Source organism: Spiractinospora alimapuensis (assembly GCF_018437505.1).
GTDB classification, from domain to species: domain Bacteria; phylum Actinomycetota; class Actinomycetes; order Streptosporangiales; family Streptosporangiaceae; genus Spiractinospora; species Spiractinospora alimapuensis.
Genome location: NZ_CP072467.1, coordinates 1,576,648 through 1,603,061, shown reverse-complemented (window position 1 = coordinate 1,603,061; position 26,414 = coordinate 1,576,648). Strand labels below are relative to the sequence as shown.

Sequence of the window (26,414 nt, the reverse complement as noted above, 5' to 3'; positions counted from 1 at the left end):
ACCGGGCCACGATGGCGAATACGGTTGTATACGAAGGGATACGATTTTTCTCATGACCTCCCAGAATCCGCAGCTTCCGCCGTACCGGGCCGACCACGTCGGCAGTCTCCTGCGTCCGAAGGAACTGCTCGACGCGCGGGCGCGCCACGCCGCCGGCGAGCTCGGTGCCGACGAACTCCGAGCGATCGAGGACTCCTCCATCCGTGACGTCGTGCGCATGCAGGAGGACATCGGGCTTCGCTCCGCGACCGACGGGGAGTTCCGTCGCTCCTCGTGGCACATGGACTTCATCTACCAGCTCGGTGGCGTGAGCAAGGTCCAGGACGAACTGAAGGTCACCTTCCACAACGCCGAGGGAGACCTGGAGTTCACGCCCTCCGGTCTCCGGGTGGACGGCAAGATCCACCTCCAGGACCCGATCTTCGCCGACGCGTTCGGCTTCCTGAAGGACACGACGACCACGGCGACGCCCAAACTGACCATCCCCTCGCCGAGCATGGTGCACTACCGTGGCGGCCAGGCGTCGATCGACCCCGACGTCTACCCGGACATCGAGGAGTTCTGGACCGACCTCTCGGCCGCCTACGCCGCTCAGGTCAAGGCGCTGGGCGAACTCGGTTGTACCTACCTCCAGCTCGACGACACCAGTCTCGCCTACCTGAACGACCCCAGCCAACGGCAGATGATTGACGACCGCGGGGACAACGGCGAGGCCCTGCACGTCAAGTACATCCGCCAGATCAACGCCGCCCTGGCGGGGCGACCCCGGGACATGCGGATCACTACGCACATGTGCCGCGGCAACTTCCGCTCCTCGTGGGTCGCGTCCGGTGGCTACGACTACGTGGCCGACGAGCTGTTCAACCAGCTTCAGGTCGACGGATTCTTCATGGAGTTCGACGACGAGCGTTCCGGGACCTTCGAGCCGCTCCGCTACCTGCCCAAGGACAAGTTCGTGGTCCTCGGCCTGGTCACCACGAAGAAGGGGGCCTTGGAAACCAAGGACTTCCTGAAGCGGCGCATCGAGGAGGCGAGCAAGTACGCCCCGTTGGAGCAACTGTGCCTGTCGCCGCAGTGCGGATTCTCCTCCACCTTCGAAGGCAATGACCTTTCGCGCGACGAGCAGATCGCCAAGTTGGAGCTCATCGTCGAAGTCGCCCAGGAGGTGTGGGGCTAGACTCTCCACTTCCTCCAGGGAGGGGACAACGCGGTGGACGCGGTCCCCTCCCCACCCCGGTGGCGTGCGCGGAACGCCCGGAGGGGCGGGATACCGTGCGGATTGACGAGTGAGGGAGGTCGAGGGTGACGCGGATGGAATCCGCACAGAAGCAGACGGTCTCCGCGGAGCTCGGTCTGCGGGAACTGATCCTGCAGGGGCGGCTCCGCGCCGGTGACCGGCTCGTCGAGCAGGACCTCGTGCGTCGGCTCGGCGTTTCCCGTACTCCGGTCCGAGCGGCGCTGGCTCGACTGGAGTCCGAAGGTCTGCTCGTGGCCTGGCCCGGAGGAGGCTACGCGGTGGCGTCCTTCACCGCGGCCGACGTCGCCGACGCCATCGACGTGCGCGGCACCTTGGAGGGCATGGCGGCTCGCCTCGCCGCGGAGAACGGTCTCACCCGACGGGTCCATGCCCAGTTGGCGGACTGTGTCGCGGCGCTGGACGAGGTCGTCGAGGTGCTCGACGGGACCGACGAGCCCTTCCTGCGCTACGTGGAGCACAACGAGCGGTTCCATGCCGTCCTGGTGCGGGCCAGTGACAATCGCATGCTGCGCGCCGCGCTGGAACGCGTGGTCGCACTCCCCTTCGCCTCGCCGAGCGCGTTCGTGCGGGCCCAGGCACACCTCCCCGAGACCCTCGGTGTCGTCCGGCTCGCGCAACGCCAACACCACGACATCCTGGCGGCGATCGAGACCGGGGACGCGGAGCGGGCGGAGGACCTGAGCCGGGAGCACGCGCGGATGGCCAAGCGGAATCTGGACTACGCGTTGCGGGACGCCGACGCCATGCGGGCGGTGGCGGGAGCCAACCTGATCGGGTCCGGGGCCGAACAAAGGAGCTGACCCGGGGACAGGGGCTGGACATCCCGATGGTTCGGTGCCGTTTCGCGTGGTGGGGGGACGGTGCCGGGGGAGGCAGGGTGTGTCAGCGCACGCTGGATCCGCCCGGGGACACAGGGGATTCCGGGCAGGGTGGCGAGGTGCCGGGGGAGTGACCGGACACGGTGAGGGGGCGGGGCGCTCAGTTGGCGTCGCTGGCCGTGCTGGTCATGGTGAGCATCGAGTGGAGTCGACGGGCCAGCGGGACCGTGCTCTCCAGCGACATGTCGAGATCCGGGTTGGGCGGGTCGGAGACCCAACGTCCCTCACGCGCCGCCATGACCACCCGCAGTTCTCCCCGGCGCACGGTCACCGTGCACGCGTCCTCGTCGAGTTCGGTCTCGATGTCGTCCCGGTGCAACAACGGGCACCGCAGGGCGAGGTTGCGACAGGAGATCACGGTCCATGGCGGCTTGGGCGGTCGCGGCTTGAGGAGCTCGCGTTCCTCGGGGGTGAGCGGACCTTGGTAATGGATGCCCATCAGGCACCTCCCATAGCGAGTTCGGCGGTGACGGTTCGGCTGCGCGAATCACCGCGGCACCACCAGCGTTGAGCAAAGTGTTCCACGAGCCGCAGGCCGTGGCCGGAATCGGAGGAAAAATCCGTCGTCGCGTTGTCCGTCGTCGCTGGTACGTGGGGTCCACCGGCGTCGGTCACCGCCAGCAGCACACGAGGGGGTTCCGTGTGGACCCGAATCTGGTACCGACCGAGGGGGTCGCCACTGCGGGAGTGCCGCACCGCGTTGGTGGCGAGCTCGGAGATGACGAGGAGCGCGTCTTCGACGCACGTGGTCAGGCCCATCGTGGGCAGGATCTCGCGGAGCCAGTCGCGGGCCCGGCCGACGCTCTCCACCGACCCGGGAAGGCTCACGTGCATGGTGGTGGTCATTCGGACGCTTTCGACCTCTGAGTGGACAGGTTCATCGCCGCCGCGCCCGGGACGAGGGCTGGGCGGCGGAGACACCGTGTGGCGCGAGCACGGTGCCGCGACGAGGGCGGGACCGGCGGGAGGAGGGGGTCCACCGACGGCGACCCGACCCGCGTCTCCCCTGCGGGCATCCGCGGACTAGGCTGACGCAAAGGTCCTTCACCTGCCTTTTTCAGGTAGAGGGATCGGGCCCTGCTCCGTGGTGGTGCACTGAGCAGGGCCGCTTGATGGCACGGCGCGCGAGACGCGTGGCCTCGTCAGAGCGGTGACGCTCCGGGCCATGCCAATACCGTCCCGTATCGCGCCCGATGAGGCCACCAGTACTACGCGAATGGGTCGCTATCGGAGTAGGGTGTCATCTCTATTGCTGGCGCGTGGTACGGAGTGATGAGATGGACCGGTCCACTCGATCGATGCGAGCGAAATTCGGTGAGGAGCTCCGGGGGTTCCGCACACACGCTCGGTTTACGCAGAAACAACTCGCCCGCGCGGCCAACGTCAGCCAATCACACGTCAGTAGTATCGAGGTCGGAACCAGGGGCACCACCGAGGAGCAAATCGCCCAATTTGATGAAATTGTGGACGCTCGCGGATCACTGGTCGGACGGTGGCGCGCCATCTTCCGAGCCGGAGGGCTCCCGGCCTGGTTCACGGACAAGGCGGACCTCCAGGCGCGCGCCAACCAGATCCACGAGTACCAGATCTCCCTGATTCCCGGGTTGCTGCAGACGCCCAAGTACGCCGAAGAACTCTTGCGCTTCGGTCGTGTCGTGCGTGAGGGGGATCACCTCAGGAGTGTTCTTGATGCGCGGATGAAAAGACAGGAAATCCTGAAAGGGGAGGATCCCCCTTGGTACGTTGTCGTTCTCGATGAGCCATGGCTTCATCGGCCAGTCGGTGGAGCACGTGTTATGCGAGCGCAATTGGAGTACCTCCTTGTCGTGTCCGAGTGGTCCAGGGTGACCGTGCAGGTAATACCCATGGATACGACCACCCTCGCCGGGATTGACGGCTCGTTCCAGCTCATCTGGGTTCCGGGTCAAGGCGAGTACGTCTACTCGGAGACGCGGAATCGCGCGGACTTCTCGACAGATCCCGATCAGTTGCGCGATTACACCCGTTTGTTCGGGGAGCTCCGTGGTGCCGCACTACCCGAGGATGGCTCGCGAGGTCTCATCCGCACAATCATGAAGGAGTACGAATGAGGTACGACGGTTGGCTGAAGTCGAGCTACAGCGTGGGGGGAAACGCTAACTGCGTGGAGGCGCGGTTGGCGGCGACGTCCGCGGTGGACGTGCGGGACTCCATGAACCCCGATCTCCCCCACCTCTCGTTCTCTGCCACGGAGTGGCACGCGTTCTTGTCCGCGGCCCAGAAGGAGGAGCTCGGCTAGGATCCCCCTCTTCGTCGTCCAAGCGTGCACCGCGCTGTCCGCACGTGGAGAGTGCCGGTGGACAAGTTCCCCTGGCACAGCAGTGGGGCCGCGCCGACCGTGGATGGTTTCGCGTCACCCACCCCCGGGTGGGTGACGAACGCCGTCGACGCGTCGTCGGACTCCGCCGCTGTGTCAGGGGGGCCTCGGAGTTGGCCGCGGCGCCCCACGACGAAACCCGAACCATCCCACATGAATGCGAATCCCGCAGGTGGGAAGGCACGGAGAGAGTCGTGAGACGTCTGAGGAGGCGGTCATGGATCTCTCCGAACTGGAAACTCTCTACGGTGTGGGCGGTCCGGTCCTGTCGCTGCACATCAATGTCTCCCGAGACGCCGAGGACGCGGACCACGCCATCGGTCTTCGTTGGGAGAACGCCCGACGGGCGGCCCGCGCCGACGGTGCGGGCGAGGACACCGTCGCCGCCGTCGACGAGATCGTCGGACAGACACGGGGAATCGCGGGTCCGCACGGTCAGGCGATCTTCGCCGCCGACGGACGCGTGCTCGACGAGTTCCCCGTCGCCTCGACACCGCCGGACTATGACCTGCGTGTCGGACCCCTCGCTGACCCCATGCTCTACCTGCGTGGCGCCAGGAGTCATGTGCCCTTCGTACTCGGCGTCGTTGACAGCCGTGGCGCCGACCTCACCGCGGAGTACCCGAGCGGACACCGCGTGCGGCGGCAGGTCGTGGGCGAGGACAAGCCGACGCACAAGGTGCGTGAAGGCGGATACCACCACAACCAGATGCAGCGTGCGGTGGACGAGCGGGTCAAGCAGAACCTCAAGAAGGTGGCCCAGGAGGTCTCGCGCTACGCCGATCGTGCGGACGCCGAGGTCGTGGCGATCGCCGGTGAAGTGGGTCTCCGAGGTGAACTGGCCGATCTCCTGCCCCGCCGGCTGCGGGGTGCCGTGGTCGACGTCGACACCGGCGCGCGAGCGTCGGGCTCGGAAGAATCACCGTTGAACGAGGAGCTCGATCGACGGCTCGCCGAGCAGGAGGAGAGCCACGTGGCCGCGGTGGTCGCCGAGTTCGAGCGCGGTCGCGGGGCGGACGACCGCGTCGCCGAGGGGACGGGCGCGATCGTGCGGTCCCTGCGGCGGGGCCAGGTTGGGACGCTCCTGTGGGCGGCGGATCTCGCCGCTCGCGATGATCTGTGGATTGGTCCCGGTGGCCAGGACCTCGCCGTTTCCGACACCGAGGCGCGGGACCTGGGGATCCAACACCCCGAACGGGAGACCGCGGAGGCCGCGCTGCTGCGTGCCGCGGTGGCCACATCCGCCGACCTCGTCTTCGTCGCTCCTGATCGACTGGCGCTCCAGGACGGGGTCGGGGCGCTCCTGAGGTTCTGACGCCGACTCGATCCGTGGTGGTCCCGGTGGCCCCGCGTCCCTCCGGGGCGCGGGGCCACCGGTCGTCGCGGGGATCCGACGAGAACACTTGCATGATTTCATTCAGCTATTAAACTGATATCAGATTATCTGTCCGTAGCTGAGGGAGCCCGTGATGGCCGAAGAACGAGACGACGGGTTCTCCGTCGCGCGACAGGAGGTTCCGCCTGGATCCCTACGGCTGCGCCCACCCCGAAACGAGGTCCACCGGCGTTCGGTCAGCCACTGGACGCTGCGCGCGTTGGTCGGATCCGCGTGCTTCGTCGGACCCCCGCTGGTGGCCGCTGTCATCATCCAGGCGTTCACCGACGTGTCCTGGCTGTCCCTGCTGCTGTGGGGCGTCACCGGTGTCACCGCTCTCGCGGCCGCGGTGGTCACCGTGGTCATGCCGCGTTGGCGCTTCCGCGTCCACCGCTGGGAGGTGACCAACGACGCCGTCTACACCCTGTCCGGTTGGTTCTGGCAGGAGTGGCGCGTCGCACCGTTGTCACGGATCCAGACGGTTGACACCCACCGCGGTCCGCTGCAGCGGCCGCTCGGACTCTCCACGGTCATCGTCACCACCGCCTCCGCGGCCGGGCCTCTGCGAATCGAGAGTCTGGGCGCGGACAGTGCGGCGGACGTCGCCGCACAACTCACCGCCGCGACCCAGGCGACCCCGGGAGACGCGACATGACGCCCCCACAGGAGAGCCGTCGCCAGGGCGACATCCCGGTCGACGCGACGGTGGAGGACAACGCTCACCGCTGGCTCAGGTTGAGTCCGCGCACGGTGCAGTGCACCGTCGTGGTGCTCGCCGCTGTCGTTCTGGTGCCTGCGGTCATCGTCGCGGTCTTCATCGCGGTGGTGGGGACCGCGTGGCCCTGGACGCTCATTCCCTTGGGGGCCGGCGCGGTGCTGTTCGGCGGAATCACCGTCGCGGAGGTCCTGCGTTACCGAACCACCAGCTACCGGGTGACCTCCACGCACTTCGAGTTCCGGTCCGGGGTGTTCTCCCGTCACCATCGTTCGCTGCGACGGGACCGGGTACGCAACGTGGACGTCTCGGCGACGATCTTCGTCCGGCCGTTCGGGCTCTGTCAGGTGATCGTCGGCTCGGGGGAGAGCTCCGCCGACGAACTGAAGGTCGAGCCGATCGCGAAGGTCGAGGGCGAACGCCTGCGTTCGGAACTCCTGCGCCGCGAACTCGTGGAGGACACGGCCGGCGAGGAGACGCCAAACGGGGGCGGCGGGAAGGAGGAGTCGGTGGAGCTCGCCACGATCCGCCCCGCATGGTTCCGTTACGGCGTGTTCTCCCCGCTCTCCGCGACCGCGGGGTACAGCGCCTTGGCGGCGGGCCTTGGCGTGGCCGCCGACTTCGTGGCCGCCAACGTCATCGACGCGGCCGGAGCCGCACCGTTTCGGGTCGTGCTCCTCGCTGGGGTCGTCGCGGCGGCGGGCGCGCTCGTCACCGGCGCGGTGCTGGCGCTCCTTCTCCACACGGAAGCGTGGTGGGGTTACCGGCTGACCAGGGAGTCCGACGGGACACTGCTCGTCCGGCGCGGACTCCTCAACCTGTCCTCGATCTCCATCGAGGAGAAGAGGATGCGAGGCGTCCAGGTTCGCGACTACCTACCGCTGAGATGGTTCGGCGCCGCGAGTGTCGCCGCGATCGTGTCCGGGTTCAAGGACTCCGGGGCGAACACGGGCATCGTCCCCAAGCGGACACTGACCCCGGACATGCCGCGCGCCGACGCGTTGCGCGTCGCGGCCGCCGCCCTGCCCGGAGTCGAGGCCACGACACTCGTGGCGCACCCGCGTGCCGCGTCGCGCCGTCGTATGGTGCGGGCCACCGCCGCCGTGGTGATGTTCGCCGTCCTCGTCATCGGAGTCGCGTGGCTCGTGCCTGGTTTCCCGGTGTGGCTGGTGCCCGCGCTCATCCTGGTCAGCGCGCTTCTCGCCTTTCCCTACGCCCGAGGCAGCTACAGGGGGCTCGGACACGGCCTGTCCGGACGGTTCCTCTACCTGCGTGGGGGGATGGCGGCGCGGTCCACCGCGGTCCTCAAGTGCGACGCGGTGATCGGGTGGACGTTCTCCCAGACCCCGTTCCAGCGACGGTCCGATCTCACGACCGTCGGGGCGATGGTCGCGGCGGGCAAGGGGACGCACCGCGCGGTCGACGCCGACACCTCCGCCGGGCTCGCGCTCGCCGACGCCGCGGTCCCCGGGCTCCTCGCCCAGTTCCTGGAGCCGGTGGCGACCGCGGAGCCCCCGGAGCCCCCGGAGCGAACCAGGGACGGCGCGGACGGTCGATAGGGGAGACCGTGCCCGACGCGGGGGAGCCGCCGGGAGGGGGCCCGGCGGCTCCTGATCGTGGGGGCTATACCTGACCGACGTCGGATCGGGCTGCGGAGCTGATCAGTGCCGACCTTTCCTGCCCGGTGATGACCTCCTGTTCCATCAGGTCGCGGGTCGTCTGGGTCACGTGTTGGACGAACGCGCCGTGGTTCGCCCAGTCGCGCCCGTCGTCGAGTAGTTCACCGAGGCAGCCGTCGCCCGTCATCCGGTCGGCGACGCCGGAGTCGACATCGCCGAAGGTGACGGTGCCCTCGCACTCGCCCTCTCGTTCGGGGCCCGTGATGCCGTCACCGACGACCTCGAAGTAGTTCAGGTCGAACAGCGACACTTCGGAGTCGCCGTCGGTGTCGGTGAACGCCAGGTAGAGAGTGAACGGGTGCCCGGGGTCGGTCACGTCGGCGGACACGTCAGCCCACTCACCACCGGTGTCGGGAACCGCGACCGTCGCGAGGGCCTCGCCATCGGGCGCGTCCTGGCGTAGTTCGATCTGGCCGCCGCCGTACTCCGATCGGACCCGGAGCTCCACGGTGTCGATGTTGAGCAGGTCGACCGGGGTGTAGGCGGTCCAGTCCCCGTGTTCGATCCCGGTGACGTGGTCGATTCCGCCCTGGTCGTCGTCCGTGGTCTCGGTGTCCACTCCCGAGGAGTCCTCGAAGTACTGTGCCTGCTTGCGCTTCGGGTTGAGGGTGACCTGGTCGGTGCCGGACAGGGTGGGGAGACCGTCCGCGCCTTGGTCGGTGTAGCGGGTGTTCAGTACCCAGTACAGATCCAGATCGTCACCGTGGCCGGAGTCCGCGGGAGTGTCGAAGGTCCCGTCGCACCCGTTCTGCTCGTCGATGGGATGGGCGTGCTGGTCGTGGCCCAGCGCCGAGTTCATCACCACCGTGTCACAGTCGATGGTCTCGTCCTCGGCGTCGGTGACCTCGATGCGGTAGGGACCCTCGTCGCCCCAGTCGAAGAAGGCGCCGTCCGGCGGAGTCCGGAAGGTGACGTTGGGCTCGGTGTTGCCCACGACGATCGTGACGCCCGCGCGTCCGGTCTTTCCGTCGCCGTCGGTGACCGTCAGGGTCGCCCCGTGGACACCGTTCTCGGTGTAGGTGTGGGTCGGGTTGACCTCCGTCGACGTGGCGCCGTCCCCGAAGTCCCACTCGTAGGAGACGATCTCCTCGCCGTCTTCGGGGTGGTCGCTGTTCTCCCCGGTGAACTCCACGGTGAGCGGCGCCTGTCCCGAGCGGACGTCGGCCTGGGCGCGCGCGATGGGTGAACGCCCGTCGGGAACGTAGTCCACCCTCGAGAGCTGTGCGTTCTCGTCCTCGACGAAGAACCCACCCCCGTATTCCAGGACGTACAGCGACCCGTCGGGGCCGAATTCCATGTCCATTGGCGCGTTCCAGTCGCCGTCGGGCAGGAAGTCCTGGATGCCCGCCAACTCCCCGTCCTCGACGGGCATCATCATGACGTAGTTGCGGGCCCACTCGTACAGCAGCGGGATTCCGTCGAGCTCCTCCGGGAAGGCGGTCGGCCACTCCTCGGCTACGTCCGCGTCGTAGACGTAGGCCGGGCCGCCCATCGGGCCGGTGCCGCCCGTACCCAGTTCGGGGAACTCCGGAGCGACGTAGTCGTTGTGGTACCAGACCTCAGCGGGGGTGACTGGTGGGAGTTCCTCGAGGCCGGTGTTGCGCGGAGAGTCGTTGAGGGGGGCGGCACAGTCGAACTCCTCGCCGGATTCCCCGGTCTCGAAGTCGAAGTCGACGAACGGCCGGGCGGGGCCGACGCAGTAGGGCCATCCGTGGTTGCGTGGCTCGTCGATGACGACCCACTCCACCGTCGCGCGCGGTCCGCGGTCGGCGCTGTCGTTGTTGGCGTCCGGGCCGTAGTCACCGAGGTAGACCGTGTCGGTTCTGGGGTCGACCGAGAACCGGAACGGGTTGCGGAACCCCATGGCGTAGATCTCGGGGAGCGCCAGTTCCGGGTCGTAGGTGCCCTCCGGGAAGAGGTGGTCGTACTCTCCGCTGTTGAAGAGGTTGTCCTCGGGGACCGTGTAGGAGCCGTCCTCCTGAACCGTGATGCGTAACAGCTTGCCGCGCGGATCGGCCGTGTTGCTCGAGGTCCGCTGGGCGTCGAAGCTCGGGTTGCGGTATTCGCGTTCGTCGATCGGTGTGTAGCCGTCGGATTGGAAGGGGTTGGTGTCGTCGCCCGTCGACAGGTACAGATTGCCCTCGGAGTCGAAGTCGATGTCGCCGCCGTTGTGGCAACACTGGCCCCTGTTGATCGGGATCTCGAGGATGACCTGCTCGGAAGCCAGGTCGATCGTCGGATTGACCGGGTCGTCGACGAACTGGAAGCGGGACAGGTGGTTCTTGCCCACGTAGTCGTCGAAGACGCTCGTGTCGCCGTCGGGCTCCACCTCGTCGGGGGCCGCGTCGGTGGGAAGGTCGGGGAGTTGGGGCGAGTAGTAGACGTAGACCCAGTTGTTCTCCTCGAAGTCGGGGTCCAGGGCGATGCCCTGCATCCCGTCCTCGGAGAAGTCGTACACCGGCAGGGACGCGATCTCCTGGGTGATCGACGTGTCGGAGTCGTAGAGCCGGAACTGTCCCTGCCGGTTGGTGTGCAGGACCCGTCGATCCGGCAGGACCGCCATGGACATCGGTTCACCGACCTCGTCGGTGAGCGTCACCTTCGTGAAGTCGTCCCAGTCGGGTTCCGGTACTGGCTCGGCGGCGGCGGTCGACGGCATGGTCATGAGGAAACCGGTGGGTAAGACGACGGCGGCCGTGAGCGCGGCCAGTCGTACACGCAGTGAGGTCACGAACACGCTCCTCGGATCGGGGGAGGGGAGACGGTGGAGGAGGGGAGGGAGTCAGTCGTCGCGTCCCTGGCCTGGGGGGCCGACGCGCAGTTCCCGCATGGCGTCGTAGCTGCGTTCGGCGTTGCCCAGCGCGTCGATCGGGTGGGGCGGTACGGCCGTCTCGTGGGCGTTGTCCTGCTCCCACTGGGGGCGGTAGGACCGGATGCCGTGCGTGTGTAGCCGATGGAAGAAAGACCGGAAGTCGATGTCACCCGCGCCGAACTCGATCATGTCGTAGCCGTCGGGATTCTCCGGGTTCCGTGCCCCGTCCTTCACGTGGAACAAGGGAAAACGGTCCGGATTGTCGATCACGTAGTCGGCCGGTTCGAAGCCACCGAACCGGTGCTGCCCCGCGTAGGCCCAGTAGATGTCCATCTGCAGCGAGACCGCCGCCGGATCGGTGTGCTCGAGGAAGACGTCATAGAGGCGCCGGCTTGGGTCGTCGGAGGCGAATCCGAACTCCCCCGCGTGGTTGTGCTGGTAGAAGGTGATCCCTCGCTCGGCCGCCGCGGCGCCCCAGAAGTTGAACTCCTCCGCGGCGGCGCGGTAGTCGTCCACGGTCTCACCACCGCCCCACCCCGTGGGCGGATCCGCGGTCCCGATGTGGCGGAGTCCGAGGATCTCGGCGTTGTCGAGCTCCTCCTCGAGGTTCGAACGCCACAGCCCGATGCCGCGGTGCGCGCCGACCGCTCGCAGGCCGTTGTCGTCCAGGGCGCGACGAATCTCCTCGACGGTGATCGGTCCGGCGTCGCCCTGGTCGTAGCCGAAGAACTCGACCTCGCGGTATCCCATGTCCGACAGTGCCTCGAAGACACGGGCGAACCCGAGCTCCGGGATCACGGTACGAATGCTGTAAAGCTGGATTCCGATGCGCCCGGGAGGGAAGGCTCGTGGCCCCTTGCCGCCTCCCGCGGTCGCCTGGGCGTGTGCCGGGGTTGCCCCCAGGGCTCCGAGCGTCCCGGCGCTGACCGCGACGGTTCCGGCGCCCAGTGCCGTGAGGAACCCGCGCCGGTCGATCCGACTCCAGTCTCGTTTCGTCATCGTTTCCCGCTTCCGTGGCCGGTGGCATAGGTCGCCCCATGGCCGACCTCAGCCCGGCCAGGGGCATGCGAAATGCCGGTGGACAGTGATATCCACGCTGACTTGTGCCGGAAATATCGATGGTTCTGTTGTCTAATCAGCAAAAGTAGACGCTGGTCAATATCTGGTCAATAGCCGCGAATCGACCAGTTCCCGGTTGAGTGACTCCTCTCGGGGCCGTATGTCGGGGGACATGAGGCGGTGACCAGCGGAGGGTGGCCCACGGGCCGCGCGGGGGGCAACGCTCTGCGTTAGTCTCGTGCCATGAACGAGCCGCCTCGCCCGCAGGCCGGGCCGACCAACAGCATCGTGGACGTGCGCGGAATCAGGGTGGGTCACCACAGCGCGAGGGGTGACGGCTGGTTGACCGGCACCACGGTCGTGCTGCCACCGCCGGGAGGCGCGGTCGCCAGTGTCGACGTACGTGGGGGAGGACCGGGGACACGCGAGACGGATCTGCTGGACCCCCGTAACTCGGTCCACAAGGTCAACGCCCTGCTCCTTGGAGGGGGAAGCGCCTTCGGTCTGTCGGCGGCCGACGGCGTCATGGGACGACTGGGGGAGGCGGGGGAGGGGGTCGTGGTGGAAACGGCCGCGGCCCGACTCGTGGTCCCCATCGTCCCGGCGGCGATCCTGTTCGACCTTGGCCGGGGAGGCGACCCCCTGGCGCGACCGGACGCCTCCTTCGGAGCCCAGGCGTTCGACGACGCGACCGACGCGCCGCCCGCGCAGGGCAACGTCGGGGCCGGGACCGGCGCGGTCGCTGGCGGGCTCAAGGGAGGCGTCGGCACGGCGAGTTCCGTCTTGCCCGACGGCTCGACCCTGGGAGCTCTCGCCGCCGTCAACAGTGCCGGACGCCTCGTCGATCCGACGACCGGTCGGCTCCACGGCGCCCCGCACACGCTGCCGGGAGAGCTCCCCGCATTCGCGGCGGACCGACCCGTGGGTCCCGTCGCGGCGCCAGGTGGGCCCGGAGTCGGCCTCAACACCACCCTCGCCGTGGTCGCGACCGACGCCACCCTCACCAAGGCGGAGTGCGCCAAGCTCGCCGGAGTGGCCCAGGACGGGATCGCCCGCGCCATCGTTCCGGCGCACACGATGTTCGACGGGGACACCGTGTTCGCGTTGTCCACCGCCGGTCGACCCGCACCCGACCCGGTCGGGCTGTACACACTGCAGTGGGCCGCGGCCGAGTGTGTCACGCGCGCCATCGTGCGCGCGGTGATCGCGGCCGAGACGGTGCGGACTCCCGTCGGCCACTGGCCGAGCTACTCGGACTCCCTGCACGGGAGATAGGCCGGCATACGCTCGGACGCCGGTGCGGCGCGTGTCGCGTCCCCGGGACGGGCGCCGCCACGGACGCGACACATTGGAGGGGGTACGCCGGTCCGGACGCCAACGGCCCCGTGGTGCGTTCTCCGAGCGTGGAACGATCGAGCCGTCCGCGTCCGCGTCACCGACATCCGGGCAATCCGAAACCCGAGAAGCGGCGCCCCTGACCGAACCACTTTCCCCGGCACCCGGGGGAGCGACCCACGTCGGCGGCCGTGCGCTCCCCGGTCACGGCGACCGGAGCCCCTCCGGGGCGAGCGGGGCGTGCCAACCTCGTCGCCACAATCGGCCGAACACGGGCGACAGGTGGGGGAAGGGGGCGGGAATGGCCTAGCCTGGTTCACCATGAGCGCACCCCTGGAGCGGCCGTACACCATTCTCAGCTGCGCGATGTCCGTGGACGGATACATAGACGACGCCACGGATCATCGCCTTCGCCTGTCATCCGACGCCGACTTCGATCGCGTCGACGAGATTCGGGCGGGATGCGACGCGATCCTGGTCGGTGCGGAGACCATACGTCGGGACAATCCGCGCCTCCTGTTGCGATCGACCGAACGCCGTGACCGCCGCACAGAGGAGGGAAAGCCTGGTGACCTCACCAAGGTCACGCTGACCACCAGCGGTGACGTCGACCCCAACGCGGAGTTCTTCACTACCGGTGACTCGCCCAAGCTCGTCTACGCCGCCTCACCCGCCTTCTTCGACACCGGCGCGCGTCTGGCGGGCAACGACGACGTCACGGTCATCGACGCGGGCGATCCCCTGGATCTCGGATTCGTGGTCGCGGACCTCGCACGCCGTGGCCTCTACCGGTTGATCGTCGAGGGAGGCGGGAAGGTGCACACCGGGTTCCTCACCGCCGGGCTGGTCGACGAGCTGCGGTTGGCCGTGGCCCCGTTCTTCGTCGGTGACGCCGACGCGCCGCGGTTCGTACACCCAGGTTTCTTCCCGCACACGGCCATCACCCCGATGACCCTGGTCGGCTCGGAGGACCTCGACGGCGTGATCGCGCTGCACTACCTTCTCTCGGGCGCGTCACGGTGACTCCGTCGGCGGACACCGACGACCGGTGGCTCCGTCGCGCGGTGGGTCTCGCGTGGGAGTGTCCTCCGTCGACCACGGCTTTCTCTGTGGGATGTGTCATCGTCTCGGGGAACGGCCAGGTCCTGGCGGAGGGGTACTCGCGCCAACGTGACCCCCACGACCATGCTGAGGAGGTGGCGCTGGAGCGGCTCCCACCTGGAGCGGACCTCTCTGACGCCACCCTCTACAGCTCCTTGGAGCCGTGCGGCGCGCGCGCCTCCCGCCCGCGTCCGTGCGCGGAACGGATCATCGCCGCCGGGGTCCACCGTGTCGTCTACGCCTGGTCCGAGCCGCCGGTCTTCGTGCCCGCCAGCGGCGCGGAGCGGCTGCGCGCCGCCGGAGTCGAGACCGTACGACGAGGAGAGCTCGCCGCGGCCGCGCGACGACCGAACACCCATCTCCTGCACGAGGCGTGAGAGTGTCGTCGCCCCCGCGTAGGATCGCGGTCCGGGGGACGAGGAATCTCCTGTTGTATGGCACACTTCTGAAGTGCCGGGGCGGTAGCTCAGCTGGTCAGAGCAGCAGACTCATAATCTGTCGGTCGTCGGTTCAAGCCCGACCCGCCCCACCACGTTTTCCCACGTTGGCAAGGCTTCACAGCGAGAGTTCCCCGCTTCTTGTCACATTTCGTTAACGCACCCGGATGCGGTCCGGCGGCGGGTGGGCGCGGCGGGTTCATCGATTAGCCCAGATTTCCCTCAGTTATCATCGTTCGCGATGTTGCTTGCGACGTGCGCCCTCTTTGGCGCTGCGGTGTTCGCGGGGGCTCTGGTTCGTAGAACAGGCGTCACGGCTTTCGTTCTACTGGCACTGGCGCCCACCGCCGTGTTGGTGTGGGCACTAACGACCGCGTCCTCGGCGGGAGGAGAGTTAGCCGAGCGACACGAATGGGTTCCGGCGTTGGGGCTGAGCCTCGACTTCCGGATGGACGGCCTCGGGCTGCTGATGACCGTGATCATCACGGCGATCGGTGCGCTCGTGCTGATCTACTGTTCCGGGTACTTCACGTCCAAGGAACGTGGCCTCGGGCTGCTCAGCGGCTCGTTGGTCGCCTTCTCCGGTGCGATGCTCGGCCTGGTACTGGCCGACGACCTGATCCTGCTCTACATTTTTTGGGAGTTGACGACGGTCTTCTCCTACCTCCTCATCGGGCACAAGGCCGAGGACCGTGACAGCCGACGAGCCGCGCTCACCGCGATCGTGGTGACCACCCTTGGTGGACTCGCGATGCTCGCCGGTTTCATCATGATCGGCATAACCGCAGGAACCTACCGTATTTCCGACGTTCTGGCCAATCCGCCGGAAGGTCCGTTCATCGGTGTCGCCCTGGTGCTCGTGCTGTTGGGGGCCCTGTCGAAGTCGGCTCTCGTTCCCCTGCACTTCTGGCTCCCCGGCGCGATGGCCGCACCGACCCCGATCAGTGCCTACCTGCACGCCGCGGCCATGGTCAAGGCGGGGATCTATCTGGTCGCCCGTTTCTCCCCGGCTTTCGCCCCGGAGGTCCCCTGGCGGGCCATCGTCCTGACACTGGGCGTGGCCACCATGATCGTCGGCGCTTATCGAGCGCTGCGGCAGTACGACATCAAGCTCCTCCTCGCGTTCAGCACCGTCAGCCAGTTGGGCTTCCTCACGGTCCTCATGGGCGCCGGGACGGAGAAGGCCCTACTGGCCGGCATGGTGGTGCTGGTCTCGCACGCCCTGTTCAAAGCGGCGTTGTTCCTCATCACGGGCGCGATCGACCACTCGACCGGGACACGCGACCTGCGCCGTCTCAGTGGGCTCCGGCGCACCATGCCGATCACCTTCATCGCCGCGATCCTCGCGGCGGGTTCCATGGCCGGAATCCCCCCGCTGGTCGGCTTCGTGGGGAAGGAGGCCGCGTTCGAGGCCTTCTCCGGAGGCGGCCCCGTCGACACGCTCGTTTTGGTCGGGCTGGTCGTGGGCTCGGTGCTCACCATGGCCTACAGCGTGCGCTACGTCTGGGGCGCTTTCTTCGAATGGCGGGGCTACACGGTCCCGGGGGGACCCGCCCCGCTCGACCACGCGCCCGGCTGGTCCCTGGTGTGGCCGCCGGCCCTGCTCGCCACCGTCGGACTCGTCATCGCGCCGTACGTCGCGATCGCCCACGACCTGATCCCGCACATCGGCTTGGCTCTCATGCTGTCCGTCGTCGCGATCCTCGGGGGAGTCGGACTGTTCCTGATTCACGATCGCGTGGAGAAGTTCCAGGCCACGGTCAGCATCTCGGCTCTGAACGCGGAGCACGGATACCGGGTCTTCATGGCGGAGCTGGGACGGGTCGCCGGCTGGGCCGCCAGCATCACCCAGCGCGGCTCACTACCCGCCTACCTGGGCTGGATCCTCGCGGTCCTGCTGATCCTGCCCGGGACGGCGGTGATCATGGCCTTCCCCGGCAACGGTGGGCTGCCCGAGTGGGAGCTACCGGTACAGGTGCCGTTGGCGATCCTCGTCGCCTTCGCCGCCTTCGCGACCGTGGCCGCGCGGGACCGGCTCGGCGCGGTCATCCTCGCCGGCGTGACCGGCTACGGCACGGCCGCCGCCTTCGCTCTACAGGGCGCCCCGGACGTCGCTCTCACGCAGGTGTTGGCCGAGACGATCCTACTCCTCGTCTTCATCCTGGTGCTGCGCAGGTTGCCGGACCGGTTCAGTGAGAACCAGCCCCGCCTGAACCGGCGCATCCGCGCCGCGGTGGCCACGGCGGCCGGTGTCCTGATCGTCGCGGTGGGGTACCTCGCGCTCGGTGCTCGGGTCCACGACCCGGTGTCGGAGCTCTACCCCGCGGCGGTGGAGGAGGCCGGGGGCTACAACATCGTCAACGTGACCCTGGTCGATCTGCGCGCCTGGGACACCATGGGGGAGATCTCGGTCCTGCTCGCCGTGGCCGCGGGCGTGACCAGCCTGATCTTCGTGCGCCGGGGCAACCGGCCGCTGCCGCGTGTCTCCGACGCCGACAGCGCGGCGCACGTCTGGGGTGTGCGTCCCCGTTCGGGGGCGAGCACGACCCGCGACGGCGAGGGTGGTGCGTGGCTGCGTGGCAGCGCGACGCTCGCCCCCGAGCGGCGCTCCATCGTGCTGGAGGTCCTCGCCCGGATCATCTTCCATCCGATCCTGCTGCTGTCGGTGTACCTTCTGTTCGCCGGGCACAACGACACCGGCGGAGGGTTCGCGGGCGGGATCGTCGCCGGTCTCGCCCTCGCGGTGCGTTACCTCGCCGGCGGCCGCTACGAGCTGGGAGAGGCGGTGCCCAAGGCGGCCGGTCCGTTGCTGGGGACCGGGCTGACCCTCGCCACCGGCTCGGGGATCGTGAGTCTGTTGGCGACCGGCCAGGTACTCCGAAGCGGCGAGGTCGATTGGCACCTCCCCATCATCGGTGAAGTGCACATCAGTTCGGTCGTCGTCTTCGATATCGGGGTGTACTTACTGGTCATCGGTCTAGTTGTCGAGTTGTTGCGTGCGCTGGGGGCGGAGGTCGACCGCCAGATCGAATCGGCGCGAGGCCCAGAGAGGATGGTGAGCGGATGACCGTGGGCAATCTGGCCCTGCTTGTTCTGACCGGAGTGCTGGCGGGAACCGGCATCTACCTGATCCTCGACCGCGGCCTCGTCCGCATCATCGTCGGCACGGTACTCCTTGCCAACGGCATCAACATCCTGATCATCGTCGCGGGGGGCGCCGCGGGACGCGACCCCTTCCTCAACCTGACGGGGTCCGGCCCGATGGCGGACCCCCTGCCCCAGGCGATGGTGCTCACCGCCATCGTCATCACGCTGGGAACGACGTCGTTCCTCCTCGCCCTGGCCTATCGCGCGTGGCACATCGCCCGCGGTGACCGACTGCGCGACGACTCCGAAGACCGGAGAATCCGGGAGCGCGCCGAACGCGGTGACACCGGAGAGGCCGACCGCGGAACCGACTCGACCATGGGAGACGTCCAGTGACTGGCATTGGCAACGTTCTGGTGCCGGTGCCGGTGATCCTTCCCCTGCTCGCGGCGGGAATCAAGTTCCTGATCGGCGCCCACCAGCGGCGACTGCGCGAGGCCATCAGCGTGACCGTCCTCGTGACGATCGCCGTGGTCGCGGGAGTCCTGCTGTACCAGGCGGACCGCTACGGTCCCCAGGTCGCCCAGGCGGGCGGCTGGCCCGCTCCGGTGGGGATCAGCCTGGTCGCGGACCGGTTCGCGGCCCTGGTGCTGTTGGTGTCCGCGCTCGTCACCCTGTTCGTGTTGATCTACGCGCTCGGGCAGGGTCTGGCCGACGAGGACGACACCGCGCCTCTGGCGATCTTCCACCCGTCCTATCTGGTGTTGATGGCCGGTGTCGCCTGCGCGTTCCTCGCCGGTGACCTGTTCAACCTGTTCGTCGGCTTCGAAATCCTGCTGACGGCCAGCTATGTACTGATCACCCTGGGCGGGACGGCGGCGCGGATCCGCGCCGGTACCACCTACGTCATCATCAACCTGTTCTCGTCCTTGGTGTTCCTCGTGGCGATCGCGTTCGTCTACGCGGCGACCGGAACCATCAACCTGGCGCAGCTCAGCCACCGCTTGGCGGAGCTGGACCCGGGCGTGGCCCAGGTCCTCCAACTGATGCTGTTGCTCGGCTTCGCGATCAAGGCCGCGGTGTTCCCACTGTCGGCCTGGCTGCCGGACAGCTATCCGACGGCTTCGGCCCCGGTGACCGCGGTCTTCGCGGGACTGCTCACCAAGGTGGGCGTCTACACCATGATCCGGACCCAGACACTGCTGTTCCCGGACAACCCCCTCACGGTGATCCTCGCGGTGGCCGCGATCCTCACCATGGTGGTCGGTATCCTGGGTGCTCTCGCGCAGGACGACATCAAACGTCTGTTGTCGTTCACACTGGTCAGCCACGTTGGGTTCATGGTCTTCGGCATCGCGTTGGCCACTCAGGCCGCCATCGCCGGCGCCGTCTTCTACATCGTCCACCACATCACCGTGCAGACGGCCCTGTTCCTCACCGTCGGACTGATCGAACGTCGAACCGGCACGACGTCCAAGGAACGCCTCGGCGGGCTGATCCGCGTCTCACCGTTACTGGGGGTGTTGTTCTTCGTCCCGGCGATGAGTCTGGGTGGGATCCCGCCGTTCTCCGGCTTCATGGCGAAGCTCGGTCTGCTGCAGGCGGGCATCGGCGTCGGAGGACCGACGGCCTGGGCCCTGGTCATCGCAAGTCTGGCCACCAGCCTGCTCACGCTGTACGCGGTGTGCCTGGTCTGGAACCGTAGCTTCTGGGGGGAGCGCGGACAGGTCGCCCGGGACGGCCAGGTGGACGCCGTCGGGCTCAGCGGTAAGGACATCGTGGTCACCAAGAGCCTGCCCCGGACGATGGTGTGGCCGACCGGTGTCCTCATCGCGGTGATGGTCGGCTACACGGTGGTCGCCGGGCCGCTCGCCGACCTGGCCGACCGGACCGCGGAGGAGCTGTTGGACCCAGAGAGCAACTACATCCAGTCGGTGCCGTTCCACGAGGAAGCAAAATGAAGCAGGCTCTTCGGCGAACCCCGTGGCTCATCGCGCTCGTATTGATCTGGCTGTTCCTCTGGGGTGACTTCGGCGTCGGCCGGATCCTCTCCGGACTCGTGGTGTCGGCGATCGTGGTACTGCTCTTCCCGATGCCGCCGATCGCCATCGGGGTGCGGCCGCATCCATTCCGGCTCCTCGTCGTCATCGTCTCCCTAGGCTGGGAGCTCGTCGCGGGGAGTTTCCGGGTCGGCGCGATGGTCCTCCGTCGCGACCCGCCACGCAGCGCCGTGATCGAGGTCCCGGTTCCGTCTCGGTCGGACCTGGCGTTGACCTTCCTGGCGATCGCCTTCTCGGTCACCCCGGGAAGCTCCGCCATCGAGGTGTGGCGACACCCAGGGCGCATCTACGTGCACGTCCTCGGGGTCAAGGACAAAGCCGACGTCGAGAAGACGCGCAAGTCCGCACACCTGCTGACCGAGCGAGTGCTGCTCGCGTTGGGGGCCAAGAAATGACCGTCGTATACGTGATCGTCGCGGTGCTGCTGAGCACGGCCGCCGCGCTGACGATGGTTCGGCTCGTTCGGGGCCCGTCGGCGCTCGACCGGGCCACCGCGCTGGACACCCTGATCGCCGTCATGATCTGTGGCATCGGAGCGGAGGCGGTCGCCCACGGGCGCACCACCACCCTGCCGATCCTGCTCGTCCTGGCGATCATCGGGTTCACCGGTTCCGTCGCCATCTCCCGCTTCGCGCCGTCGTTGTACAACCGGACGGCCGAGTCGGCCAAGCGGAAAGGGGGTCAGCGATGAAGGATGTCATCATCTCGGTCCTGCTCATCGCGGGTGCGTCGCTCTCGCTCATCGCCGGCATCGCCATGGTCCGGTTCCCGGACGTGTTGGCGCGACTGCACGCCGCCCTCAAACCCCAGGTGCTCGGACTCATCCTGATCATGGCCGCCCTGGCGATCGAGTTGGGCGCCCCGCTGGACGCGGGAACCACGATTCTGATGATCGTGCTGTTCCAGGTCATCACCGTTCCGGTCGCGGCCCACTTCGTGAGTCGGACCGCCTACCGGACCGGGAGGGTCAAGCGGGACCTGGTCATCGTGGACGAACTCGCGGTTCGCAAGGAGCAGGGCAAGGAACACTGACGGATCGCACCGCCCCAGGGTGACCCCCCCCGGGGGCGGTGCCGTCAGGTCGTGTTCGGGCCCGACTGTGGTGACGATCGGGGCGTGGTCACCGCAAACCGGTGGTTTTCGTCTAACCTCGACACCGTGCAGCCATACCCTGAGCACTGGGAAGCCGACGTCGTTCTGAGCGACGGCGGGACCGCCCACCTGCGCCCCATCACACCGGACGATGCCGACGCGCTGCGTCGGTTCCATTCGCGGCTCTCACCGGAGACCATCTACTACCGCTTCTTCGCCCCGTATCCGGAGCTGTCGGAACGCGACGTCAGCAGGTTCACGACCGTCGACTACACCGACCGCGTCGCGCTGGTGGCGACCTTGGGCGGCGAACTCGTCGCGGTGGTCCGCTACGACCGGATCGACGCCGACGAGGCCGAGGTCGCGTTCGTCGTCGAGGACGCCCACCAGGGGCGGGGCCTGGCGTCGGTCCTGTTGGAGCACATCGGGGCGGTCGCCAGGGAGCGGGGGGTGCACCGGTTCATCGCCGACGTGCTGCCGGAGAACCGGCGGATGGTGAACGTCTTCCGCGAGGCCGGCTACACCGCCGAGCAGTCCTTCGACGACGGTGTCATCCGGCTCACGCTCGACCTGGAACCGACCGACAGCGCGGTGAGCGTGATGCGTGCGCGCGAGCAGCGGGCCGAGTCGGCGTCCATCGCGCGCCTGCTGGCACCCGAGTCGGTCGCCGTCATCGGCGCGAGTCGCACCGCGCACAGCATCGGCCAGACCGTCCTGCGCAACCTGCTGGACGGTGACTTCCGTGGTCCGGTGTTCCCGGTCCACCCACACGCGCGTGCCGTCGCGGGTGTGCGCGCCTACCCCACCATCCTCGACATCCCCGACCCGGTGGATCTCGCCGTGGTCTCGGTCGCCGCCGAACGGGTGTCGGAGGTGGTGGAACAGTGCGCCCAGAAGGGCGTGCACGGGTTGGTGGTGCTCAGCTCGGGGTTCGGTGAGTCGGGTGACCTGGGCCGCGAGCGCCAGGAAGAGTTGGTGCTCACCGCCCGGGCGGCGGGGATGCGCGTCGTGGGACCCAACGCACTGGGGGTGGCCAACACCAGTCCCGCGGTCTCGCTCAACGCCACCCTCGCCTCCGACCTACCGCCCCGGGGGCGGGTCGGCCTGTTCGCCCAGTCCGGCGCCCTCGGGCGCGCGATCCTGCGCCGGGTGTCCGAACGGGGGATGGGCCTGTCCACCTTCGTCTCCGCCGGAAACCGGGCCGACGTCTCCGGTAACGACCTCCTGCAGTACTGGCAGGAGGACGACACGACCGACGTCGTGTTGCAGTATCTGGAGTCCCTGGGCAACCCCCGCAAGTTCACCCGGTTGGCGCGGCGCCTGGCCCGCAGTAAGCCGATCGTCGTGGTCGCCAGCGGTGAGTCGGGAATCCCGGCGGGGCACGCCGCCTCCACCCTCGCCCTGCCCGACTACGCGGTCACCTCACTGTTCCACCAGGCCGGGATGGTGCGGGTGGAGGACATCACGCAGATGTTCGATGTCGCCCAGCTCTTCGCGCACCAACCACTGCCCCGTGGCCCCAGGGTCGGGATCCTCGGGAACTCCGACTCCCTCGGTCTGCTGGTCAAGAACGCCTGCGTGCGCTCTGGGCTCCGCCCGCGTGACCCCGTGGACCTCGGCCCCAACGCCAACGCCGAGGACTTCTCCACGGCGATGTCGCGCGCGTTGGACGACGACGGAGTGGACGCCGTGGTCGTCGTGTTCATTCCGGCCCTCACGCCCATATCCGACGACGTGGCGGCCGTGCTGCGCGACGCCGCCGCGGACGCGACCAAGCCGATCGTCACCACCTACCTGGGCTATCAGGGAATGCCGGAGGAGCTGCGGCTTCGCTCGGAGGACGGCACCATCGCGCCCGGATCCGTCCCCTCGTTTCCCTCCCCGGAGGACGCGGTGCGCGCACTCGCCCACGCGACGCACTACGCCCTCTGGCGCAGGCGTGACCCCGGCCGCCACCTCGAGCTCGACGGTATCGACGGGGCAGCGGCGCGGACCCTCATCGACGAGGCGCTCGCGAAGGCCGAGGAGACCGGGCTGACCGACCACGAGGTGTGGTTCAGCAGCGAACCGGTATACGAGGAGGGCACCGCGGCGGAGACGACGTTGGGCAACGCGCTGCTCGCGTGCTACGGCGTCAACGTACTGCCGAGCGTGCGGGTGACGTCCACCGAGGAGGCGGTCGAGGCACTGGAGAGCCTCGGCGGCCCGGTCGTCGTTCGCGCGGACTCACCCGACATGCGGATGCGTGCCGGCGGGGCGGGACATCGTGACGAGCTGCGCACCCCGGAGGATGTACGCGGCGCCTTCACCGCGCTGCACGATCGCTTCGGCGACGTCGCGACCCTGGTCGTCCAGCGGATGGTGACCCCGGGCGTGCCGATTCTCGTCCGCGCCGGGGAGAACCCTTCCTTCGGATCCGTGGTGAGTTTCGGCCTCGCCGACCCCACTGCGGAGCTGCTCGACGATCGTGCGTACCGCCTGGCGCCACTGACGGACACCGACTCCGCGGACCTGGTACGCGCGGTGCGGTCCTCCGCCCTGCTGTTCGGAGTCCCGGAGGGGGCGACGAGCCTCGCTGACCAGCCCGACATCGACGACCTGGAGGAGCTCCTCGTTCGGGTCTCGCGCCTGGTCGACGCGGTGCCGGAGGTGGCGCACGTGGAACTCGACCCGGTGACCGTGAACTCCGACGGGGCACACGTCCTGGGGGCCCGGGTCTGGCTGCGGGAGACCCGCAACCTGCGGCTGGACTACGGGCCGCGCCGGCTTCGGGAACCGTACTGACCTGCCCGCCGGGACACTCCGGCGGGCATCACCCGCGGCGGCCCGGTGACGGGAGCCACGGTGGGCACGGGCGGCCGGCTGGGCCGGGGGCGGGCCGGGACGTCGGGGGCGGGGCACGGTTGTGACGCCGGTGTCGCGCCCTGTCCCCATGACAGGGCAGGATGGGAGTATGAGGAAAACGCGTGCGGCCGCCACCGACTGGCGAGCCCAGATCGAGCGGAGCGGCTACTACCCCGGTCTGGTGATCGACGCCGTGGCTGACCACCTCGGCGACGAACTCGTCGAAGCGTCGATGGTCCACCACGAGACCATCTTCGATCCGGACATGGAGATGCGGCGGCACATCACCGTCCTGATCCTGACCCCCAGCCGGCTGTTGATCTGCCACACCGACGAACATCCCGCCGTCGAGGCCAACGCCAAACCCAACGCCTCCACCACGACCGAGGCCGTGAAGCTCGACAACGTCCGGTCCGTGGCACTGACACGTGTCATTCCGGACCCGGCGCGCTACGCGCCGGGAACCGAGGCCACCGAAGTGGTGCTGAGCGTGAATCTGCCCATGAACTGGGGGACGGCGGCCCAGATCGACCTGGAACCAGCGACCTGCTCCGACGAGTCCTGCGAGGCCGACCATGGCTACACCGGGACCATCACCAACGAGTCCCTCACGCTGCGGGTGAGTGGCGCGGCCGAGGGCCCGGAGTCCGTCGCCAACCTGATCGACTTCGCGATGGCCCTGTCCCGGGCCACGACCTGATGGACGGCGGCGCGGTGCCGGGGGACACCGGGATTCCGACCGTGACCTATGGTCACTCCACCCTCGCCGACGTCGCGCCCTCGGTGTTGGCCTCGCTGGGCGTCGAGGGCGAACCCAACATCCTCGGGCTGGAACCCACGCGCCACGCGTGGGTGTTGCTCATCGACGGGCTGGGCTGGGACCTGCTGCGAGACCATCCCGACGACGCGCCGTTCCTGGGTGAGCTCGTGGACTCCGGGCGGTCGCTGACCGCCGGCTTTCCCACCACGACGGCCACCAGTTTGACCTCGTTGGGCACGGGGCGGCCTCCGGGGCACCACGGGATCGTGGGCTACCAGGTCGCGATTCCCGGCACTGACCAGATCCTCAACCAGCTTCTGTGGGAGGCGGACGTCGACCCGCGGCGGTGGCAGCCGCACCGCACCGCGTTCCAACGTGCCGAGGCGGCTGGCGTCCACGCGAGCTACGTGGCGGCCAGCGCCTTCCGGGATTCGGATCTCACCCAAGCCTCGGCGCGCGGTGGGCACTACCGTCCCGCCGACGGCTTCACCGAGCTGGTCATCGCGGCGCGGGAGTCCGCCCGGGCGGCGGACCGCTCCTACACGTTCGTGTACCACAGCCATCTCGACGCCGTCGGGCACCTGTTCGGTGTGGACTCCCAGCACTGGCGGACCGAACTGGCGTTCGTCGACCGACTCGTCGAGCGGCTCGCGCACTCCCTTCCCCGGGACGGAGTACTGTACGTCGTCGCCGACCACGGCATGGTCGACGTCCCCGGGGAGCTCAAGTTCGACGTCGAGTCCGACCGGGACCTCGCCGCGGGTGTCCGTGTCCTCGCCGGAGAGGCCCGAATGCGTCACGTCTACGCCCATCCGGGCGCCACGGACGACGTCCTCGCCGCGTGGCGGGAGCGGTTCGCGGATCGTGCCCTGGTGCTCGGTCGGGAGGAGGCGATCGCCGCGGGTTGGTTCGGTCCCGTGGAGTCCCAGGTCCGCCCCCGGATCGGGGACGTGCTGGCGGTCGCGCTGGGGGAGACCGCCTTCGTCGCCCCGCTGGCCGAGCCCACGATGTCCTCGCTGGTGGGGATGCATGGTTCGCTCACCACGGCCGAGTCACGGGTACCACTGTTACGGGTGAGGGGAGACGCACGATGAGGGTCGGAGACCACGTGGCCGACTTCGAGCTGCGTGACCACAACGGACAGCCGGTTCGCCTCTACGACCTCCTGGCCGACGGCGCCGTGGTCCTGTTCTTCTATCCCGCCGCACTCACCCGTGGCTGCACCGCCGAGAGCTGCCACTTCCGCGATCTGACCGGCGAGTTCCGCGCCCTGGGCGCGCGGCCCGTCGGTATCAGTGCCGACGCCGTCGACCGGCAGCGGGAGTTCGCCGACACCCACGGCTTCGACTATCCGTTGCTCTCCGACCCCGACGGCGTCGTCGCGACCGCGTTCGGGGTACGGAGGTCAAGGCCGATGTCCGCGGTCGCGCCGACCCGCCGCCGAACCTTCGTGATCGACCCGAACGCGCGGGTACGCGCCGTGATCAGGAACGAGGTCCGCATGGCGGCGCACGCGGACGGTGCCCTGCGTGCCCTGCGCGAACCGGCCTCCTGAGACAATGGCGC

The 26,414-nt window shown here is 68.5% G+C and carries 24 protein-coding genes and 1 tRNA gene; 21 read left to right on the top strand and 4 right to left on the bottom strand.

All coding sequences use genetic code 11. The features are described from left to right. Nucleotides 1-52: 52 nt before the first annotated feature. Both J4H86_RS07425 and J4H86_RS07420 read left to right on the top strand, forming a co-directional pair. Nucleotides 53-1,177 (top strand): 5-methyltetrahydropteroyltriglutamate--homocysteine S-methyltransferase, encoded by a 1,125-nt coding sequence (locus tag J4H86_RS07425; protein ID WP_236542770.1) that lies wholly within the window; start codon nucleotides 53-55, stop codon nucleotides 1,175-1,177. A gap of 134 nt (nucleotides 1,178-1,311) precedes the next feature. Further along, the gene (locus J4H86_RS07420; protein ID WP_236542769.1) at nucleotides 1,312-2,058 is read left to right on the top strand and encodes a GntR family transcriptional regulator; all 747 of its coding nucleotides are present in this window, start codon (nucleotides 1,312-1,314) and stop codon (nucleotides 2,056-2,058) included. A gap of 178 nt (nucleotides 2,059-2,236) precedes the next feature. On the opposite strand, the gene J4H86_RS07415 is transcribed toward J4H86_RS07420, so the two are convergent. Together J4H86_RS07415 and J4H86_RS07410 are read right to left on the bottom strand one after the other, a co-directional pair. Continuing rightward, nucleotides 2,237-2,575, bottom strand: a complete 339-nt coding sequence (locus tag J4H86_RS07415; protein WP_236542768.1) for a hypothetical protein — start codon at nucleotides 2,573-2,575, stop codon at nucleotides 2,237-2,239. Further along, nucleotides 2,575-2,982 (bottom strand): ATP-binding protein, encoded by a 408-nt coding sequence (locus tag J4H86_RS07410; protein WP_236542767.1) that lies wholly within the window; start codon nucleotides 2,980-2,982, stop codon nucleotides 2,575-2,577. Before J4H86_RS07410 ends, J4H86_RS07415 begins: the two co-directional genes overlap by 1 nt. Before the next feature lie 452 nt (nucleotides 2,983-3,434). Here J4H86_RS07410 and J4H86_RS07405 point away from each other — a divergent pair, with 452 nt between their 5' ends. The 5 genes from J4H86_RS07405 to J4H86_RS07385 all read left to right on the top strand — a co-directional run bounded on the left by J4H86_RS07405 (nucleotide 3,435) and on the right by J4H86_RS07385 (nucleotide 8,141). Beyond that, the gene (locus J4H86_RS07405) at nucleotides 3,435-4,226 is read left to right on the top strand and encodes a helix-turn-helix domain-containing protein (protein WP_236542766.1); all 792 of its coding nucleotides are present in this window, start codon (nucleotides 3,435-3,437) and stop codon (nucleotides 4,224-4,226) included. Further along, complete coding sequence (locus J4H86_RS07400) at nucleotides 4,223-4,414, top strand: DUF397 domain-containing protein (RefSeq protein WP_236542765.1); 192 nt, start codon at nucleotides 4,223-4,225, stop codon at nucleotides 4,412-4,414. The genes J4H86_RS07405 and J4H86_RS07400 overlap by 4 nt, the downstream gene beginning before the upstream one ends. 295 nt (nucleotides 4,415-4,709) lie before the next feature. After that, nucleotides 4,710-5,807, top strand: a complete 1,098-nt coding sequence (locus J4H86_RS07395) for a baeRF2 domain-containing protein (protein ID WP_236542764.1) — start codon at nucleotides 4,710-4,712, stop codon at nucleotides 5,805-5,807. A 154-nt stretch (nucleotides 5,808-5,961) separates the two neighbouring features. Next, nucleotides 5,962-6,522 carry a PH domain-containing protein gene (locus tag J4H86_RS07390; protein ID WP_236542763.1) on the top strand — a complete coding sequence of 187 codons (561 nt, stop codon included), beginning with the start codon at nucleotides 5,962-5,964 and terminating at the stop codon, nucleotides 6,520-6,522. Beyond that, nucleotides 6,519-8,141 (top strand): PH domain-containing protein, encoded by a 1,623-nt coding sequence (locus tag J4H86_RS07385; protein WP_236542762.1) that lies wholly within the window; start codon nucleotides 6,519-6,521, stop codon nucleotides 8,139-8,141. The genes J4H86_RS07390 and J4H86_RS07385 overlap by 4 nt, the downstream gene beginning before the upstream one ends. Nucleotides 8,142-8,205: 64 nt before the next feature. Here J4H86_RS07385 and J4H86_RS27230 read toward each other — a convergent pair whose 3' ends face one another. Both J4H86_RS27230 and J4H86_RS07370 read right to left on the bottom strand, forming a co-directional pair. Further along, complete coding sequence (locus J4H86_RS27230; protein WP_330932501.1) at nucleotides 8,206-10,992, bottom strand: PQQ-dependent sugar dehydrogenase; 2,787 nt, start codon at nucleotides 10,990-10,992, stop codon at nucleotides 8,206-8,208. A gap of 51 nt (nucleotides 10,993-11,043) precedes the next feature. After that, nucleotides 11,044-12,072, bottom strand: coding sequence for a sugar phosphate isomerase/epimerase family protein (locus J4H86_RS07370; protein ID WP_236542761.1), 1,029 nt, complete (start codon nucleotides 12,070-12,072; stop codon nucleotides 11,044-11,046). Nucleotides 12,073-12,375: 303 nt separating this feature from the next. Between J4H86_RS07370 and J4H86_RS07365 the strand changes: the two genes are divergently transcribed. The 14 genes from J4H86_RS07365 (at nucleotide 12,376) to J4H86_RS07300 (ending at nucleotide 26,403) form a co-directional block, all read left to right on the top strand. Next, entirely contained in the window at nucleotides 12,376-13,407 is a 1,032-nt protein-coding gene (locus tag J4H86_RS07365; RefSeq protein WP_236542760.1) for a P1 family peptidase, read from the top strand. A 381-nt stretch (nucleotides 13,408-13,788) separates the two neighbouring features. Next, nucleotides 13,789-14,490 carry a RibD family protein gene (locus J4H86_RS07360; RefSeq protein WP_236542759.1) on the top strand — a complete coding sequence of 234 codons (702 nt, stop codon included), beginning with the start codon at nucleotides 13,789-13,791 and terminating at the stop codon, nucleotides 14,488-14,490. Further along, nucleotides 14,487-14,945: a deaminase gene (locus J4H86_RS07355; protein WP_236542758.1), complete on the top strand. Its 459-nt coding sequence runs from the start codon at nucleotides 14,487-14,489 to the stop codon at nucleotides 14,943-14,945. The genes J4H86_RS07360 and J4H86_RS07355 overlap by 4 nt, the downstream gene beginning before the upstream one ends. Nucleotides 14,946-15,023: 78 nt before the next feature. Further along, nucleotides 15,024-15,100: transfer RNA gene (locus tag J4H86_RS07350), tRNA-Ile, on the top strand. A gap of 146 nt (nucleotides 15,101-15,246) precedes the next feature. Further along, nucleotides 15,247-18,072, top strand: coding sequence for a Na+/H+ antiporter subunit A (locus tag J4H86_RS07345; protein ID WP_236542757.1), 2,826 nt, complete (start codon nucleotides 15,247-15,249; stop codon nucleotides 18,070-18,072). Further along, the gene (locus tag J4H86_RS07340) at nucleotides 18,069-18,488 is read left to right on the top strand and encodes a Na(+)/H(+) antiporter subunit C (protein WP_236542756.1); all 420 of its coding nucleotides are present in this window, start codon (nucleotides 18,069-18,071) and stop codon (nucleotides 18,486-18,488) included. The genes J4H86_RS07345 and J4H86_RS07340 overlap by 4 nt, the downstream gene beginning before the upstream one ends. Next, complete coding sequence (locus tag J4H86_RS07335) at nucleotides 18,485-20,053, top strand: Na+/H+ antiporter subunit D (protein WP_236542755.1); 1,569 nt, start codon at nucleotides 18,485-18,487, stop codon at nucleotides 20,051-20,053. Before J4H86_RS07340 ends, J4H86_RS07335 begins: the two co-directional genes overlap by 4 nt. Continuing rightward, the gene (locus J4H86_RS07330) at nucleotides 20,050-20,547 is read left to right on the top strand and encodes a Na+/H+ antiporter subunit E (RefSeq protein ID WP_236542754.1); all 498 of its coding nucleotides are present in this window, start codon (nucleotides 20,050-20,052) and stop codon (nucleotides 20,545-20,547) included. The genes J4H86_RS07335 and J4H86_RS07330 overlap by 4 nt, the downstream gene beginning before the upstream one ends. Beyond that, nucleotides 20,544-20,843, top strand: a complete 300-nt coding sequence (locus J4H86_RS07325) for a monovalent cation/H+ antiporter complex subunit F (protein WP_236542753.1) — start codon at nucleotides 20,544-20,546, stop codon at nucleotides 20,841-20,843. The genes J4H86_RS07330 and J4H86_RS07325 overlap by 4 nt, the downstream gene beginning before the upstream one ends. After that, nucleotides 20,840-21,184, top strand: a complete 345-nt coding sequence (gene mnhG, locus J4H86_RS07320; protein ID WP_236542752.1) for a monovalent cation/H(+) antiporter subunit G — start codon at nucleotides 20,840-20,842, stop codon at nucleotides 21,182-21,184. The genes J4H86_RS07325 and mnhG overlap by 4 nt, the downstream gene beginning before the upstream one ends. Nucleotides 21,185-21,310: 126 nt before the next feature. After that, nucleotides 21,311-24,028, top strand: a complete 2,718-nt coding sequence (locus J4H86_RS07315) for a bifunctional acetate--CoA ligase family protein/GNAT family N-acetyltransferase (RefSeq protein WP_236542751.1) — start codon at nucleotides 21,311-21,313, stop codon at nucleotides 24,026-24,028. A 169-nt stretch (nucleotides 24,029-24,197) separates the two neighbouring features. Beyond that, complete coding sequence (locus J4H86_RS07310; protein ID WP_236542750.1) at nucleotides 24,198-24,788, top strand: DUF5998 family protein; 591 nt, start codon at nucleotides 24,198-24,200, stop codon at nucleotides 24,786-24,788. 41 nt (nucleotides 24,789-24,829) lie between these two features. Next, nucleotides 24,830-25,942 carry an alkaline phosphatase family protein gene (locus J4H86_RS07305; protein ID WP_330932500.1) on the top strand — a complete coding sequence of 371 codons (1,113 nt, stop codon included), beginning with the start codon at nucleotides 24,830-24,832 and terminating at the stop codon, nucleotides 25,940-25,942. After that, a complete protein-coding gene (locus tag J4H86_RS07300) occupies nucleotides 25,939-26,403 on the top strand; it encodes a peroxiredoxin (RefSeq protein WP_236542748.1) in 465 nt (154 codons plus the stop codon). The genes J4H86_RS07305 and J4H86_RS07300 overlap by 4 nt, the downstream gene beginning before the upstream one ends. Nucleotides 26,404-26,414 lie beyond the last annotated feature (11 nt).

What these genes read in the sequence shown, in the direction of transcription:
- J4H86_RS07425 (WP_236542770.1), top strand. Translation starts at nt 53, where the DNA reads ATGACCTCCCAGAATCCGCAGCTTCCGCCGTACCGGGCCGACCACGTC.
- J4H86_RS07420 (WP_236542769.1), top strand. Translation starts at nt 1,312, where the DNA reads ATGGAATCCGCACAGAAGCAGACGGTCTCCGCGGAGCTCGGTCTGCGG.
- J4H86_RS07415 (WP_236542768.1), bottom strand. Translation starts at nt 2,575, where the DNA reads ATGGGCATCCATTACCAAGGTCCGCTCACCCCCGAGGAACGCGAGCTC.
- J4H86_RS07410 (WP_236542767.1), bottom strand. Translation starts at nt 2,982, where the DNA reads ATGACCACCACCATGCACGTGAGCCTTCCCGGGTCGGTGGAGAGCGTC.
- J4H86_RS07405 (WP_236542766.1), top strand. Translation starts at nt 3,435, where the DNA reads ATGCGAGCGAAATTCGGTGAGGAGCTCCGGGGGTTCCGCACACACGCT.
- J4H86_RS07400 (WP_236542765.1), top strand. Translation starts at nt 4,223, where the DNA reads ATGAGGTACGACGGTTGGCTGAAGTCGAGCTACAGCGTGGGGGGAAAC.
- J4H86_RS07395 (WP_236542764.1), top strand. Translation starts at nt 4,710, where the DNA reads ATGGATCTCTCCGAACTGGAAACTCTCTACGGTGTGGGCGGTCCGGTC.
- J4H86_RS07390 (WP_236542763.1), top strand. Translation starts at nt 5,962, where the DNA reads ATGGCCGAAGAACGAGACGACGGGTTCTCCGTCGCGCGACAGGAGGTT.
- J4H86_RS07385 (WP_236542762.1), top strand. Translation starts at nt 6,519, where the DNA reads ATGACGCCCCCACAGGAGAGCCGTCGCCAGGGCGACATCCCGGTCGAC.
- J4H86_RS07370 (WP_236542761.1), bottom strand. Translation starts at nt 12,072, where the DNA reads ATGACGAAACGAGACTGGAGTCGGATCGACCGGCGCGGGTTCCTCACG.
- J4H86_RS07365 (WP_236542760.1), top strand. Translation starts at nt 12,376, where the DNA reads ATGAACGAGCCGCCTCGCCCGCAGGCCGGGCCGACCAACAGCATCGTG.
- J4H86_RS07360 (WP_236542759.1), top strand. Translation starts at nt 13,789, where the DNA reads ATGAGCGCACCCCTGGAGCGGCCGTACACCATTCTCAGCTGCGCGATG.
- J4H86_RS07345 (WP_236542757.1), top strand. Translation starts at nt 15,247, where the DNA reads ATGTTGCTTGCGACGTGCGCCCTCTTTGGCGCTGCGGTGTTCGCGGGG.
- J4H86_RS07340 (WP_236542756.1), top strand. Translation starts at nt 18,069, where the DNA reads ATGACCGTGGGCAATCTGGCCCTGCTTGTTCTGACCGGAGTGCTGGCG.
- J4H86_RS07330 (WP_236542754.1), top strand. Translation starts at nt 20,050, where the DNA reads ATGAAGCAGGCTCTTCGGCGAACCCCGTGGCTCATCGCGCTCGTATTG.
- J4H86_RS07325 (WP_236542753.1), top strand. Translation starts at nt 20,544, where the DNA reads ATGACCGTCGTATACGTGATCGTCGCGGTGCTGCTGAGCACGGCCGCC.
- mnhG (WP_236542752.1), top strand. Translation starts at nt 20,840, where the DNA reads ATGAAGGATGTCATCATCTCGGTCCTGCTCATCGCGGGTGCGTCGCTC.
- J4H86_RS07310 (WP_236542750.1), top strand. Translation starts at nt 24,198, where the DNA reads ATGAGGAAAACGCGTGCGGCCGCCACCGACTGGCGAGCCCAGATCGAG.
- J4H86_RS07300 (WP_236542748.1), top strand. Translation starts at nt 25,939, where the DNA reads ATGAGGGTCGGAGACCACGTGGCCGACTTCGAGCTGCGTGACCACAAC.